Origin of the sequence: Photobacterium sp. GB-56 (assembly GCF_003026105.1) — a bacterium.
Lineage (GTDB): Bacteria > Pseudomonadota > Gammaproteobacteria > Enterobacterales > Vibrionaceae > Photobacterium.
The window spans coordinates 313,367-328,811 of record NZ_PYNW01000003.1 but is presented as its reverse complement, the minus strand read 5'-3'; the positions used below and the strand labels follow the sequence as shown (position 1 = coordinate 328,811).

Below are 15,445 nucleotides of genomic sequence, written 5' to 3'. Positions count from 1 at the left end.
TTCATACTCAGAGCCACAACAAGGATCTAAATACTGTAATAGAAGCCAGTTAAGTATATCTCTGTATGCCGTGATCTTCTTGGCAAGTTTGTACTACTACACTAGTTTTTTATCATCAACACAACTACCCTCAAACGTCATTATTTAGCAGAAATAGTATACTTACATGGAGCTCATTATTCGTCTTTTATCTGATTTAGGACACGATCTTCGTCCTTGGTTAGATGATATTTCAACCGCGATTGTCGCTTGTTCATTGGTTGTTTTCGGTGGGGATTTTAATCGTTTTTTACGCAGGCATTTGTCCCATTACAATTTTATTATTAGGACTATTGTATTTATTCTCGTCAATGCCTTCGGTTATGGCTTTTTAATTATCAATTTATCACCTTGGGTATATCGTGAGCTGTTAAATCTTCCTAATTATTTGTCAGTTTGTATTATAAGCATCTTTTTTATCTTTATTGGCTGTTGGGCACAACGAAATAAACATATATAAAAAAAGCGACCATAACGGTCGCTTTTTTTAAATTCATTAACAACTAGTACTGTGAATTAGTCACGACTTCTTCACCGAAAACACCATTTTTAGCAATTGGTCGGTTACTTGAGTTGGCAGCTCGCATAATACGAATGCCTTCTGCTCCCGCTTTGCGAGCTGAAATAATATCACCGTCAGAATCACCATAATATAACTTAATATTATTTTCTTTTATGTAAGGCGTTTTAGTAAATTCTGTTTTACTTGATCCTGCAAATATCACCTTATGCATATTTTTAATACCAAATACATCTTTTAAATATTGCGTGGTAATTTCACATTTTGACGCTGTACGACCTGTAATAAAGTAAATTTGATCGCCACGTTTTTGGTGCATAGCAATCAACTCTTTACCTATTTGCTTTGGTAAACTAAATTTCTCCCACTCACAGTTCATTTTATCCCAGAACTTCTGCTCATGCAGGTATGAAAAACTATTTGGAGAAAACTCCTGCTTACCACGATAGAAACCCGGTGTACTGAATAATACCGTGTCATCAATGTCAAAGCCGACAGCCATTGGTGGCTTACCTTTTAATTTTTCAGCAATTTGCTTAACTGAGATCCAATGGACGTCTTTTGGTTGCCCCATTTCCATTATTTGGATCGTACTATAACCAGGATCAGTCGCCGGTACTTTAGGATCCGCAAAAGCCGCTGTAGAAAGTGTAGATAAAGCAAATAATGAGCTAACGGCTAATAATGTAATTTTTTTATTCATAATAAGATCTCTGTTCATTCGTTATGAATAATTTACAACAAAAGTATTCATAATTATGCGCAATACATCACAATGATATTTTCAAATAATGAAAAATAAGATCTATATTTTATATAACAATTTAATTAACTCACTTTCTTCTATTGAATTTTTTATTTAAAAATAAACATTTCTATAATATTTAACAATTTGATTCAGGTTACATTCATACTCTATATCATTTAATTGGTGATAATTAATACGCTATCTAACGTATAGAGATAAAATGAAAAAACTAATTTTACCGCTTATGGTGACAGTACTATTAGCTGGCTGTAATGAAACAACAGTAGTTAATAATAAAGACTTTAGCCCTGAGCAAAAAGCGCAAATTGAAAAGATTGCCAGCCAATATATTATTGAGCACCCTGAAGTTTTAGTAAAAGCATCAGAAACACTGCAAAAGCAACAGATGGAAAAGCAGGTACAATCAGCGAAGCAAACTGTTGTCGCTTATGCTGACCAACTTATTAAAGATGCTAAAACACCATATGTTGGCCCTAAAGATGCCAAAGTAAACGTTATTGAGTTTTTTGATTACCAATGCATGTTCTGCTCAAAAATTTCACCTATCGTGAAACAACTTGAAGCTGAAAACCCCGATGTAAAATTCATTTTCAAAGAAACGCCAATCTTTGCATCACGTTGGGAAGCTTCAAAATATGCGGCAGATATGGGTAACTGGATTTTTGCCCATAAAGGCAGTGACCTTTACAGTAAATACCATAATGCCGTATTTGCCTCAGGTAAAGATGAAGGCAAATTAACCAAACAAGATGTTAATGATATTGCAACTAAGTTGGGCATTGATATTAGTAAGTTTGATGCAAACAATAGTTTTGAAGGCAACTTCCAGCTATTTAGTAAATTAGGTTTTCAAGGAACACCGGCATTAATTGTTATGCCAACAGATAATGTAACCACAGACAATGTTCACATTATTAATGGCTACGATCCTCAGGGGCTTAAAGATGCCATTGCGGAAGTAAAGAGCAACGCTAAATAATTCAGTACGTTATTAAGCGAGTATCAAGCCAGTCAGGAAGACTGGCTTTTTACTATAAAAAACCTACGTAAACACGAAACTCAAGCCTATAAATATAATCTAGTAATACTGAAACATCTTTTGTACATCACGATAATCATTTGTTTGCGTTAATGACAGCATTAATAGAATACGGGCTTTTTGGGGATTTAGAGTTCCGGATGCAACAAAACCATATTTAGTGTCATCGATTTCTGCCGCAAGTGTTGTCGCGCCAGTAGGTACACGAGAACTCCGAACGACCATGATCCCGTCTTTACTTGCTTTAGCGAGTTGTTCGAAAATACCTTTATAAATATTACCATTACCAACACCAGCACTCACAATACCATCAAATTTTGCATCAATTAGCGCTTTAACAGGTAAGTCAGAGGCGTTGGAATAGTTATAAACGATCCCGACTTTAGGTAAGGTTTTCACTTTCGATATATCAAACCTAGAATCTTTCGTATTATGACGCTCTGGACTGCGTTGATACACCGCATCGCCATTATGGATATAACCTAACTCACCAAAATTAGGTGATTTAAATGTATCGACAGCTGTTGTACTGGTCTTAGTGACATCACGCGCATCCAAAATCACATCATTCATCGCCATTAACACACCGCGGCCTTTTGAATCAGTGTCAGCAGCGGTGATCACAGCATTGTATAAGTTAACAGGTCCATCAGCACTCATCGCGGTTGATGGGCGCATTGCACCCACTAATACAACAGGCTTATCACTCTTCACGGTTAAATTTAAAAAGTATGCTGTTTCTTCCATGGTGTCAGTACCATGTGTAATAACAATACCGTCAACATCGTCTTTCGCTAAGAGTTCATTGACACGTTTAGCTAACGTAAGCCATACCTGATCATTCATGTCTTGCGAACCAATATTCGCAACTTGCTCGCCACTGATATCGGCAATTTTTGTCATTTCCGGTACAGCATTAATAAGGGCATCAATACCGACTTGTCCTGACGTATACGCACTGCCTGTTGCCGATTGCCCTGCACCAGCTATTGTTCCACCCGTTGCTAATATCTTAATATTAGGCAGTTCAGTACCTTGAGCAAAAGAGGATGATTGAAAACTTAAACCAGCAACCAAGATACCTAAGCAAACTAAATTCTTTTTCATTAATACTTCTCTCGATATTTATTACAAAATATTTATAAATTGAGAGTAGTTATTAATAGAAATCATTTTTGCGCAGAGAATCACCCTTCATATAAATGATAATTCGATATTCATCACACAAAGGAATAACGCAATACAAGCATTAACATTAATAAGACGTAATATTTTAATCCATCACATCAGAACAACATATTAATTATATTAATAACAAATTTTTAAGCACCAATAGCTGAGAATGGATCAACTTTAAAATAGTGGCTCTGACAACAATCTGCTAATTGAGCATCGACATAATGCTCAATCATTTCAAGAGATTCTGCTTCCCAAACACATTGAAACGTTTGATTATCAACATAAACTAAAGCAAGGTGTAATTGTAAATTAGATGGTAAATTGCACCCCATATACTGCGACTTAATGAAAAATTGCTCTTCATTTGTCATTTTATGTTCACTGGTAAAGAACATCACTGACCCTCCTTAACCGTTAAATTAACAATAAGTATAGGTCAGCTTTTTACATAATTAATTATGGGCGATATCTTTAACTGCACGTAAATAGGCTTTTTCAGATTCTATATACTCTAAAGACTTTTTGGCTCTTAACCATTCAGGATACAATAAATCTCTTTTTATCAATAAGTTATTTATAAAGGATTGTTGTTGTTCTGACGCCGGGTATTTTGTCTTAATACGTTGAATTTCAAACATCACATGAACTTTATTACTAACAATTTCTTTATAACTTTGAAAATCAAACTTTTGCAATTGCGGCCAAGTATCATAAAAAGCACTTAGACACTTTTGCTCTATGAGCGATAATTCATCGTCCATAATTTTGTACCACGCATAGGACTGTCCTAAGCGCTCATACATTACGCGTTCTCTTTCAGTATAATAAATCGGTGTTGTGTTATCCCTAACCTGTTGATCGATACTTCCCATCACATTCGACTGAGGTTGATATTTCACAAAACTACCTGTGGTTACTTTATTGTTCCTATTATTCAAATAATGCTAGATATTTTTGTCAATATAATGACAATTTATCTCAATCCGTATTAATTAGTTTATATAAAAGATGGATAAAGACTCATAGCTTTAGCAATAAATGACCACTATACATCATGTTAGATATTCCCCCTTTTTTGCACAGTAGTCTTATTTAACCTTCGATTATGTTTAGTTTGTAATCACTCTATGGTGGCATTTTAAACAGCAATGAAAGCGGCGTGTAAATTTTCATCGAAAAAACACAACACGCTAGGTTTTATAAGGGCTGGGAACAATTTTAAGGTATCCTATAGACTCCTTTTTTGCTTGGCGTTAATAACGACAAGCGAGCAAACGCTCATTACTCAGACTTAATTTATGCTTTACGATCAGAAAAGTCACATCCGCTACCCGAAAGGATTTTTTGCGATGTGGACAGTTTATAGTTTCACAGGTGCAGCTATTCTCGCCTCTATCATCTTCTCGCTGCTATTATTCCTTTCCATTGATGATGATCCATTAATGAAGTTTCTCTTTGGTGGATTGGCGGTTATTTTCGAACTAGGAAAATTCTTCGCATGGTACGAAGTTGGGGAACGTAAAGCACGTCGTAACTATACTGGCACACTATCTGCTTTTACTTTTTACGCCGTTCTTGCCGCAATTTCGATTGGTGGATCTATTGGCGGTATTAACAGCGCAACGAATAAAGCACAAAGTGAAGTTAACGTTCAAAAAAGCAAAATCAATGCATTCAACATGCAGATTGAAGCCATTGAAAAACAAATTGATCTCAATAACGTCGCAGCAGAAAAATACATCCAGATGGAGCGCATTGCCTCTGGTGTTGCACGCATTCAAAAACAAAATGATGAATTACGTAAGCAACAACAAAAGCTTGCAATGGAACGTGATAGCATTCCTGTCGTTAGCCAAGGCTCGGTTTTAGGATTGATTGATAGTCTTGCAGAATCGTTACATGTAACCCCTCAAGCCGCACAGTTAGGTTTAGTGGTGTTTCTATCAGTATTATTAGATTTCTTTGCTGCATTCTTTGTAGGGTTAATAGGTGAAGAGAATCGTTTTCGTCATCAGTATCGCCATAACAAAGTGTTAGAAATGGCAGGATACAATGAATTTGACCAACCTAAACTGCTAGAACATTTTGACCCTTCAACGATTGGAACATCAGAAGTTAATGTACATGAGCAAGAGCCAGAAGAAATTATTGTCGAACCTGAACAGCCTAAAACCCCTTATGAATTAACCGTTGATGCGCTTAGTCATAACAAAGTAAATTGCAGTAAACGCGCTGTAAGTAAGTTTTTAAATATTTCAACCGATGAGGTTGATAGTATTTTCAAACAGCTATTGGATGAAGGTATTGTGAGTAAAAAGCCTAACAATCATTACCAATGGCATGGACTTACAACCACGACGAGTTAACGCATCACTGTGATAGATTAACCAAAATACCAGCCCGAAATAAGCAATTATTTCGGGCTTTTTTTGACTCAATATAATAATAGATTCTTACTTTGTTACACTTCTTATCAGTTAGTTTTCTAAAAGCAGAAAATGATCACATAATGTATTTTTAATTACAGCTTACCCAATTATTCCTCTGTAGAATCCAGTCACATTTATTTTCAATGTCTTAGCCATGATCCGTATTAAAGATTATAAGAAGCTGTTATCTCGTACTATTATCGCAACAAGTATTCTAGCACTTGTTGGTTGTGCTCAACCGTTATCACTAGAAAAGCAAGCAAGCTATTCCAATGTTGATAATTTCAACACTAGCTTGTACCAAAGCTCTTTGCCTTATACCAGCATTCATCCTGATAAAACAGGCTTCTACCCTCTTGGTGATGGTCAAGCCGCATTACTTGCACGTTTGGCTATTATTGAACATGCACAAAAAACACTGGATGTTCAGTACTATATTTACCGTGATGATGCGACAAGTGGGTTGATGACATGGTATTTATATCAAGCTGCTGAGCGTGGCGTTCGTGTGCGCTTATTACTTGATGATATGCAAAATCGTGACGATCAAGCATTAGCAAGCCTCTCTGCTCATCCTAATGTTGAAGTACGCTTATTTAACCCATTTTCAAACCGTACTATTAAGCCATTAAGTTTCTTAACTGACTTTGATCGGTTAAATCGCCGTATGCACAATAAAGCCATTATTGCAGATGGTGTGTTTGCCATTACCGGAGGACGTAATATCGGCGACGAGTATTTCTCTGCCAATAGTGACGTAGAATTCGGAGACTTCGACCTCATTATGCTGGGTAAAGTGATCCCACAATTCGCACGTCAATTTGATGAATACTGGAACAGTAAACCAGCAACACCGATTGAAGCCTTAGTCTCATCAGCACATAAGCCTACAAAAGAACAACTGGCACAGTGGAAAGATGCTCAGCTTAAGTACATGTCATCAGACTATGCAAGTTCGCTAAAAAACCACCCAATGGTACAGCAGTTAATGGAAGAGACATTACCGCTATACTGGACAGATGCAGAACTGCTTTACGATACACCGTATAAAATTGCGAATAGTAAAGATGATTTATTGCTACATAAGCTATCAGAGATGATCGCGAAAGCAGAGCATGATTTCTTTTTAGTTTCACCGTATTTTGTCCCAACAGAAGAAGGGGCTAAAGTGCTAGCTAAAGCGGCAAAGAACGGCAAAAACATCACTATTGTTACCAACTCATTAGCTTCTAATGACGTTTTCGCTGTACATGGCTGGTATGCCAAATACCGTAAAATCATGCTAGAAGGTGGTGTTAAGCTATACGAAGTAAAAGTAGAACCCGGCCATAAAACAAAACACAAATGGCTAAGTCGCTCTCGTACAAGTTTGCATGCGAAAACGTTTATTATTGATAAATCGAAAATTTTCGTCGGTTCATTTAACTTTGATCCACGCTCTGCATACTTAAATACAGAGTTAGGCGTGATTGTTGATTCACCTAAATTCTCAGGTGAAGTTTACAACACGATCAATAACTCACTTGTTAAAGATGCTTACCGTTTAGCATTGGACGAAAATGGTGAGATCATATGGAATGATGATACAACGGGCAAGCAGTATACATCAGAGCCAGACAGTAGCATTTGGCTTAAAATGGGCGCTTGGGCGGCCGGTGTATTACCAATAGAGAAACAGTTATAAGTCGGTAAGATAACCATTAAATAGTGACAAAAAAGGCGCTCATTGAGCGCCTTTTTTATGCTTAATTTTTCAATTAGCCTTTATTGCGAAGTGTCGTTTTTTTCACTGCATTTTTTTCGATGTAATCGATGATCATGCCGGCAATATCTTTACCTGTCGCTTTCTCAATACCTTCAAGGCCTGGTGAAGAGTTAACTTCCATAACAAGTGGACCACGCTCTGAACGTAACAGGTCAACACCAGCAACACCTAATCCCATAATTTTTGCAGCTGCAACGGCTGTTTTACGTTCTTCAGGTGTGATCTTAACCAGTGCTGCGCTACCACCGCGGTGTAGGTTTGAACGGAACTCGCCTTCTGCACCTTGGCGTTTCATTGCTGCAATCACTTTATCGCCAATAACGAAACAACGGATATCTGCACCGCCTGCTTCCTTAATGTATTCTTGAACCATGATATTCGCTTTAAGACCCATGAAAGCTTCAATAACACTTTCAGCAGCTTTACGTGTTTCAGCAAGAACAACACCAATGCCTTGTGTGCCTTCTAATAGCTTAATAACGACTGGCGCACCACCAACCATATCAAGTAAATCTTTAACGTCATCAGGCTTACTTGCAAAACCTGTCACAGGCATACCAATACACTTACGTGATAGTAGTTGCATTGAACGTAACTTATCACGTGAGCGGCTTATCGCTACAGATTCATTAACGGTATATACACCCATCATTTCAAACTGACGCAAAACAGCAGTACCGTAAAATGTTACTGATGCACCTATACGTGGAATAATCGCGTCAAAATCCACTAAATCTTCACCTTTAAAGTGAATCTGAGGTTTTTGCGAGTTAATGTTCATATAACAACGCAGTGCATCGATCACTTTAATTTCATGGCCACGTTGTTCAGCGGCTTCAATCAAACGAGCTGTCGAATACAGTGAACGATTGCGAGATAAAATTCCAATTTTCATGACAACTAGCCTTGATTTTTAATAAGATAAGATGCTTCTGGATCAACAATAATACGATCATGCATAGCTGTACGCCCTAGTAGCATACGGAAAGCCATATTATCACGACTGGTTAGCGAAATTTCAATCGGCCACTGTTGACCATTAAAATCAATTGTAGAAACGATAAAGTAGCGCAGTTGCTCATCACCACCTGAGTTTCTTACAACGCGTTTATCAGCCACTTTAGCTTCACAAATTTGTTCTACGTCGGTGTTGTTATGGATTGGGTGAATCCAAAACTTCACCCAATCTTCACCGTCACGGGTAAATTCTTCAATTTTGAAAGTATGTAGGCACGAACTACGTGCACCAGTATCAATTTTTACATGAATATTATTGATACCCAGATCAGGTAATGTAGCAACTTCACGCCACCCAACAAGAAACTTATTATTTTTATTCACTATTGTATCTTTATTAACCATATTAGATGTCCAATATACTATAAAAGCATTAAACCCAATACCTTGAAATGATACTACTACAGTATAGAGAACATTAACCAGACCCTCTGGTATAAATTTTACATTGAAGAAATGTAAAATTTATAGCTAACAGCAGGGAAACAAATTGCTTATTTTCATTAAGCTAAGATTTTTCGCTCAGGACACCTCGGCGTATTTGGTCAAGTTCAATTGATTCGAACAAAGCTTGAAAATTACCTTCACCGAATCCTTGATTTCCTTTGCGTTGAATAATCTCAAAAAATACGGGACCAATCACAGTTCCCGTGAAAATTTGCAACAAAATACCATGTTCATCGCTATCGATCAGTATTTTGTCATGCTGCAACAATGCAATATTTTCATCGTGACAATCAATCCTTTTATTGACCAGTTCGTAATAAGTCTCTGGTGTATCCATGAAGATAACACCTAATTGACGAAGTTTTTTCACAGATGAAAGAATGTCATTAGTACTTAAAGCGATATGCTGAATCCCTTCTCCATTATATTGTTTTAAGTATTCTGCAATTTGAGAATGTTCATCGCTTGATTCATTGATAGGAATGCGGATTTTGCCACAAGGTGATGTCATTGCGCGAGATTTTAAACCAGTCAGTTTCCCTTTAATATCAAAATATTTAATTTCTTGAAAATTAGCAATTTTTTCATAAAAATCAGACCACTTATCCATGTGTCCAATTGCAACATTATGCGTAAGGTGATCAATCGTTAATAACCCTGTATCTATAGCGGCTAAACGCTGTTGTGCGTCTGGGTAATACTCAAAATCCACTTCATAAATATCTCGTTCGCCATAACGATCGACAAAATATAATAATGCACCACCAATACCTTCAATAGCGGGAATGTTGAGTTCCATAAGCCCAACATTATTTTCGCACCTCGTTGCACCATGCTTGATAGCATAGTCTAACGCCTTATTAACCTCTTTCACCCGAAATGCCATCGCATTAACGCTTGCGCCATGCTGCAATGCAAACGAACTTGCTTGCGAAGCTAACTCGCCATTAACTATGAAGTTTATGTCCCCCTGACGGTAAAGCCACACCATTTTATGTTTATGTTTCGCTATTTCCGCAAAGCCCATTTGTCTAAATAATTTTTTAAGCTTAGTGATCCCAACTTTTGTTGGAGCAGTGTATTCAACAAATTCAAAACCATCAGTGCCTAATGGATTACATACTTTTGACATACAGTGACTCCTATAAAACTTATTGTTAACTCTTTAAGCTTTAGCAGCACTTCAAAATAACGGGCAGTTTTATCTTTCGTCATTGTTCATTTAATTTATTCTTCATTGTAACGTACTGTTTCCATAATATTTACATACACAAATAAGCCTCATGTTTCAGCTGTAAACGTTTATTTGTTCTATATTTAGGGTTTAAAGTGAATTTTACTAGTTAGGCAAAATCATGCATAAGCGAGACACTTTTCAGCTTCCTCGAAAAACGTCAGGTGTTTATCCTATTCATTCTACTTTGCCACTATTTAAAATTATTCGCGCTCACGTATTACAGAGCTTCTCTTTTTGTGAAAACTATCAAAAAGGCATTGTAAAAGATGATGATCCTGAATTTCTTCATCAATATCGCGTTACCATGCGCCGTATACGCGCCATACTTAGTCTCCATCAATCACTTTTCATTCCAGAACAACTAAAAGAAACTAATTTAGCTATCAAAAGTTTAATGCAGCCCACTAATTTACAACGCGATCTCGATGTTTATCTCATGCAAATGGAGCATTACTTTTACTTAGTCGAACATAAGCATCATCAAGGACTGGCACGCTTTTTTGACGATCTGCAGCACCAACGCCAAAAAGCCTATAAGAAAAATAAGCATTGGTTAAAAAGCGAAGAATATAAAACGCAATATAAGCTCATCTGTATACAGTTAAAGCAGCTATCGCCTCTCATGGAAGATCTATCTACACCACCACAAGAAATGATAAACACGCTATTCGTGAACTTAAACAATCGTATTATCACCTCAATGAAGGCTATTGATTCAAAAACGTCTGACGCGCAACTTCATCGCTTGAGAATCAAATATAAAAAATTACGTTATGGTTTGGAGTACTACCACCCATTAACAGAACAGTTATCACTTCGTTTGAAATTAAAAACAGTGAAGTTTCTACAAGCCAAATTAGGTGACTTCAATGACAGCTCGGTACAAATTGACTTTCTTAATCATTATTTAGAGCAATACAAAACAACGGGGAGACGTGCGAAGGCGATTGGTTTATTACTTCAAAAAGCACAACAACGGCACCTAGAAAATAAGCAGCAATTGATTAATGAAGTCATCCTATGTAGTCAAAATACTGCTTATTAATCATTATGATAGTAGCTTGATAATATCATCTTCTAAAGCAAATGGTTTTGTGGTGGGTGCATAGCGTTTCATTGGTTCACCCTCTCTTGAAATCAAAAACTTGGTGAAATTCCATTTAATATCATTGCCTAGCAGACCAGGTAATTGTTTTACGAGGTAAGAAAATACAGGTTCAGCATCACGCCCTTTTACATCCACCTTACTAAACATCGGAAATGTCACGCCATAATTGATTAGACACTCCTGTTTAATTTGGCTTTCAGTTCCAGGCTCTTGTCCACCAAACTGATTACATGGAAAACCAAGTATTACTAATCCTTGATCACGATACTTTTCATATAATGCCTGTAATGCTTCATATTGAGGTGTAAAACCACACTTACTAGCAGTATTTACAACGAGTATAACCTTCCCTTCAAAAGCACTTAATGAAAGCGCTTCCCCTGAAAGTGCTTTAACCTCGAAGTCATAAATTTTTGTCATTCTCATTCCTATTTATTATTACTCGCTAATTGTCCATGTTATTCTGTGGACGTCCTTTTGTACGAAGTTAATAGCATGACAGATCTCAAACACTTATTTTTTTCTCTTGGCCTTGAACAACTTGATTTATCAGAAAAAGAGAAAAACATTATTAATGCTTTTATTCATGAATCAACACCTCGATTTAATGATATTTGCCACCAACGACAAGATAAAGAGCCTTTAGCGTTACTATTAGGCTATATGACGCAACAACATCACATTGCCTCGTCTCGTTGGACTGAACAACAGACCGCCTATCATCAAATGCAATCGGTATTTCAATCAACCGTAGGGGTTGAACACGCTAGCAAATTTATTAATCAAGATGTCGATGAATATATTCTGATCACTCTACTATGGTTGCTTGTTCAAGGGGCAAATAAAATTGATTATAGTTATGCTAATGAACAAGCAGAGACGCTGTTAGATCACATTAGTGAAGAGATAAAACAGTCGAATGACAGTAAAAAAGATGAACAGCTTCGACAACGGTTACTGCAAGCATACTATCAAGGAAAAAAAACGACGCAGCAAAGCCTTTTCACAAAACTAAAGCGTATGTTCAGGTTATCGCAACAACAATAGGAAATGACAGCATAACTTATCGCGATAATACGCGAACCAAAACGTAAATAGACTGTCACCTAATAATCTAAATATTTTGCTAACTCGATGAAATAGAGTCGTTATTTTACCGTTCTATTTTATCACCAAGACCATAGTATAAAATTTATACGCTCATGATCGTTGCAATGACATGCGCATTGTTAAAACGGAGTTCTAGATTGAAAAAGATATATCTCAATACTTATTTCGTCTGTGCCATGCTCGGCGCATTACTCAGTATCACTTTTTCCAGTCAAACCTTTGCGGCTACTGAGATTACAACTGGGTGGGTAACAAACCCACAGCATCCCCCTGTGCAAGTTAGGTTAGTGCTAACGGGTGAAAAAGACACAGCTAACCATACAGTTCAAGGACTGCTAGAAGTTAAACTTGATAAAGATTGGAAAACCTATTGGCGATCGCCTGGTGAAGGTGGTGTCGCACCATCTATAAACTGGGATATGTCTAGTAATGTTGAAAGTGTTGACTGGCAGTGGCCGATGCCAAAACGTTATGAGTTCTTAGGTGTTGAAACGCTGGGCTATAAACATGATGTTATTTTCCCACTTTCAATTCATGTAAAAGACATGAATAAGCCTGTATTCCTTGCAGGTAAATTAACCATGTCTTCCTGTACCAGTATTTGTGTACTGACTGACTATGAATTAGCACTTGATTTTAACCCTGAAAAACTCAGCTTATCGACTGACGCGATGTTTTTATACAACAAGGGTTATAGCCAAGTACCTAAATCGTCTCAAGCAGTAACATTGGATACTGTCTCTTATAACAAGGACAAAAAAGCAATTACGGTGGTTGCAACAAATAAGGCTGGCTGGATAAAACCAGATGTGTTGATTGACGGACATAATAAAGCCGTTAAAGACACCTCTTTTTTAGCGCCGAATGTTACGATTAAAGATAAAACACTGTATGCGGTATTACCGGTGACCAGTTGGTTTGGTACACCAAAGCTTGTTGGTGAACCACTTCAAATCACAATCGGTGATAATAATCTCGCTGTTGAGATCCCAGCAACAGCAACAGATACCCCAGTGATTGTGCCAAGTTCTAATAGTAACTTATTAGAAATAATTGGCATTGCGCTATTGGGCGGTTTAATTCTTAATATCATGCCATGCGTATTACCGGTATTAGGCATGAAGTTAAGTAGCGTTGTTTCAGCGAAAGGCTTAGAAAAACGCCAAATCCGTACCCAATTTATCGCTTCTGCTGCAGGTATTATCACCTCATTTTGGCTATTGGCTGGCTTTTTAGCATTAATGAAATTATCAGGCCAAGCGTTGGGCTGGGGAATCCAATTCCAGAGCCCTTGGTTTATTGGTGCCATGATTGCGATCACCGTCCTGTTTGGTGCAAATATGTTAGGCTTATTTGAAATTCGCTTATCAAGTAACACCAATACTTGGATGGCAACCAAAGGGGATAACTCACACCTTGGGCACTTTATTCAAGGAATGTTTGCCACCCTTCTTGCAACGCCATGTAGTGCCCCATTCTTAGGCACAGCTGTCGCGTTCGCATTAGGTGCTAATTATGTGACACTTTTTGCCATCTTCACCGCGTTAGCGATTGGTATGGCTGCACCATGGTTGCTCATTGCTCTCTTCCCACAACTGGCAAACGCATTGCCAAAACCTGGTCTATGGATGGATAGGGTTAAAACGCTGTTTGGTTTGATGATGCTGGCAACCAGTATCTGGCTATTAAGCTTAATGACTAGCTTCTTTTCTGCAGCGGTTGTTTGGGTGATTGGTCTACTGATCATGCTTGTTATCTTATGGCAATTAGGTCGTAAGAAAGGACGTAAAGCCGTTATCATCACAACAGCAGTTCTTTTACTGGGTGTTGCAGGTAGCCTTATCGTGGGTAGCTTAACCTCAAACCATTGGGCGAAGCCGCTAGCTGATGACCACCATTGGCAAACGCTAAACGTTGATAACATTGCAAAACAAGTCGCTGAAGGAAAAACAGTCTTTGTTGATGTTACAGCTGAATGGTGTATCACATGTAAAGCCAATAAAGTCGGTGTATTACTGCAAGAGCCCGTATATTCAGCCTTATCTGCTGATAACATCGTGTTAATGCGCGGTGATTGGACAAAACCTTCTGACTACGTCACAGGCTTCTTACAGTCACATGGACGTTTTGGTGTACCATTTAATATTGTATATGGTCCTAATGCGCCTCAAGGTATCCCATTGCCCGTAATTTTAACAAGTGACGAAGTGCTTAACGCAATTAAAAAAGCAAGTAAGGAATAAAGGAATAACATACATGACAAGGACGTCTGCCAAAGGATGGCTTAAAAACATACTTATCACTGCTATATTAGTAACAGCAATAAGTATTGTGGTTGATATCTGGCGAAATAAAGATTTAACGGTTTCTGTTGATAACCATTCGGTAGAAAAAACTATAAACCAGCATGATATTGATTGGCTAACTCTCAGTTATCAACAGCCTGTTGTACTCTATTTATGGGCAACATGGTGTCCAAGTTGCCGCTTTGTAAGTCCATCAATCAATTGGCTGCAGCAATATCAAAGTGATCTGAATATAAAGGTATTTAGTGTTGCTATTCGCTCTGGAGATGACCGTTCATTACGAGCATACATGAACAGTAAAGAATATCGCTTTCCTGTCATTAATGACCAAAATGGTTCTATTAGCCAACAATTAGGGATAAGTGCTACACCTACTATTCTTATTGTTAAAAATGGCGAAGTCTTTAATTCTACGACAGGTGTGACGACTCCTGTTGGTTTATTCGCTAGAGTAATGGCCGCAACATATTTATAAATAAA

General features: G+C 37.5%; 16 protein-coding genes. 8 read left to right on the top strand and 8 right to left on the bottom strand.

The features are described from left to right. Nucleotides 1-166: 166 nt before the first annotated feature. A complete protein-coding gene (locus C9J42_RS06010; RefSeq protein WP_107207589.1) occupies nucleotides 167-499 on the top strand; it encodes a DUF3392 domain-containing protein in 333 nt (110 codons plus the stop codon). A 43-nt stretch (nucleotides 500-542) separates the two neighbouring features. On the opposite strand, the gene aphA is transcribed toward C9J42_RS06010, so the two are convergent. Further along, nucleotides 543-1,262 (bottom strand): acid phosphatase AphA, encoded by a 720-nt coding sequence (gene aphA / locus C9J42_RS06005; RefSeq protein WP_107207588.1) that lies wholly within the window; start codon nucleotides 1,260-1,262, stop codon nucleotides 543-545. A 265-nt stretch (nucleotides 1,263-1,527) separates the two neighbouring features. Here aphA and C9J42_RS06000 point away from each other — a divergent pair, with 265 nt between their 5' ends. Continuing rightward, nucleotides 1,528-2,307, top strand: coding sequence for a thioredoxin domain-containing protein (locus C9J42_RS06000; RefSeq protein ID WP_107207587.1), 780 nt, complete (start codon nucleotides 1,528-1,530; stop codon nucleotides 2,305-2,307). A gap of 99 nt (nucleotides 2,308-2,406) precedes the next feature. Here C9J42_RS06000 and ansB read toward each other — a convergent pair whose 3' ends face one another. From ansB to C9J42_RS05985, 3 genes are all read right to left on the bottom strand, one after another. After that, nucleotides 2,407-3,474, bottom strand: coding sequence for an L-asparaginase 2 (gene ansB, locus C9J42_RS05995; protein WP_107207586.1), 1,068 nt, complete (start codon nucleotides 3,472-3,474; stop codon nucleotides 2,407-2,409). A gap of 215 nt (nucleotides 3,475-3,689) precedes the next feature. After that, a complete protein-coding gene (locus C9J42_RS05990; RefSeq protein ID WP_107207585.1) occupies nucleotides 3,690-3,941 on the bottom strand; it encodes a hypothetical protein in 252 nt (83 codons plus the stop codon). Nucleotides 3,942-3,998: 57 nt separating this feature from the next. Further along, the gene (locus tag C9J42_RS05985) at nucleotides 3,999-4,445 is read right to left on the bottom strand and encodes a hypothetical protein (RefSeq protein ID WP_233217771.1); all 447 of its coding nucleotides are present in this window, start codon (nucleotides 4,443-4,445) and stop codon (nucleotides 3,999-4,001) included. Between the two features lie 450 nt (nucleotides 4,446-4,895). Here C9J42_RS05985 and C9J42_RS05980 point away from each other — a divergent pair, with 450 nt between their 5' ends. Together C9J42_RS05980 and C9J42_RS05975 are read left to right on the top strand one after the other, a co-directional pair. Beyond that, nucleotides 4,896-5,912: a Preprotein translocase subunit SecY gene (locus tag C9J42_RS05980; RefSeq protein WP_107207584.1), complete on the top strand. Its 1,017-nt coding sequence runs from the start codon at nucleotides 4,896-4,898 to the stop codon at nucleotides 5,910-5,912. 217 nt (nucleotides 5,913-6,129) lie between these two features. Then, nucleotides 6,130-7,659: a phospholipase D family protein gene (locus tag C9J42_RS05975; RefSeq protein ID WP_107207583.1), complete on the top strand. Its 1,530-nt coding sequence runs from the start codon at nucleotides 6,130-6,132 to the stop codon at nucleotides 7,657-7,659. A 73-nt stretch (nucleotides 7,660-7,732) separates the two neighbouring features. On the opposite strand, the gene rimK is transcribed toward C9J42_RS05975, so the two are convergent. From rimK to hppD, 3 genes are all read right to left on the bottom strand, one after another. Further along, nucleotides 7,733-8,635: a 30S ribosomal protein S6--L-glutamate ligase gene (gene rimK, locus C9J42_RS05970; protein WP_107207582.1), complete on the bottom strand. Its 903-nt coding sequence runs from the start codon at nucleotides 8,633-8,635 to the stop codon at nucleotides 7,733-7,735. A 5-nt stretch (nucleotides 8,636-8,640) separates the two neighbouring features. Continuing rightward, nucleotides 8,641-9,102 (bottom strand): ATP-dependent zinc protease, encoded by a 462-nt coding sequence (locus C9J42_RS05965; protein WP_107207581.1) that lies wholly within the window; start codon nucleotides 9,100-9,102, stop codon nucleotides 8,641-8,643. A gap of 163 nt (nucleotides 9,103-9,265) precedes the next feature. Next, the gene (gene hppD, locus C9J42_RS05960; protein ID WP_107301773.1) at nucleotides 9,266-10,336 is read right to left on the bottom strand and encodes a 4-hydroxyphenylpyruvate dioxygenase; all 1,071 of its coding nucleotides are present in this window, start codon (nucleotides 10,334-10,336) and stop codon (nucleotides 9,266-9,268) included. 223 nt (nucleotides 10,337-10,559) lie between these two features. Here hppD and C9J42_RS05955 point away from each other — a divergent pair, with 223 nt between their 5' ends. Beyond that, a complete protein-coding gene (locus C9J42_RS05955; protein ID WP_107287939.1) occupies nucleotides 10,560-11,486 on the top strand; it encodes a CHAD domain-containing protein in 927 nt (308 codons plus the stop codon). Nucleotides 11,487-11,489: 3 nt separating this feature from the next. Here the strand turns inward: C9J42_RS05955 and C9J42_RS05950 are convergent, their stop codons facing one another. Then, the gene (locus C9J42_RS05950; protein WP_107207578.1) at nucleotides 11,490-11,969 is read right to left on the bottom strand and encodes a glutathione peroxidase; all 480 of its coding nucleotides are present in this window, start codon (nucleotides 11,967-11,969) and stop codon (nucleotides 11,490-11,492) included. 75 nt (nucleotides 11,970-12,044) lie between these two features. Between C9J42_RS05950 and C9J42_RS05945 the strand changes: the two genes are divergently transcribed. The 3 genes from C9J42_RS05945 (at nucleotide 12,045) to C9J42_RS05935 (ending at nucleotide 15,440) form a co-directional block, all read left to right on the top strand. After that, nucleotides 12,045-12,596 carry a hypothetical protein gene (locus C9J42_RS05945; protein ID WP_107287938.1) on the top strand — a complete coding sequence of 184 codons (552 nt, stop codon included), beginning with the start codon at nucleotides 12,045-12,047 and terminating at the stop codon, nucleotides 12,594-12,596. 200 nt (nucleotides 12,597-12,796) lie between these two features. Continuing rightward, nucleotides 12,797-14,902, top strand: coding sequence for a protein-disulfide reductase DsbD (locus tag C9J42_RS05940; RefSeq protein WP_107261109.1), 2,106 nt, complete (start codon nucleotides 12,797-12,799; stop codon nucleotides 14,900-14,902). A 13-nt stretch (nucleotides 14,903-14,915) separates the two neighbouring features. After that, nucleotides 14,916-15,440 carry a protein disulfide oxidoreductase gene (locus C9J42_RS05935; RefSeq protein ID WP_107294379.1) on the top strand — a complete coding sequence of 175 codons (525 nt, stop codon included), beginning with the start codon at nucleotides 14,916-14,918 and terminating at the stop codon, nucleotides 15,438-15,440. Nucleotides 15,441-15,445 lie beyond the last annotated feature (5 nt).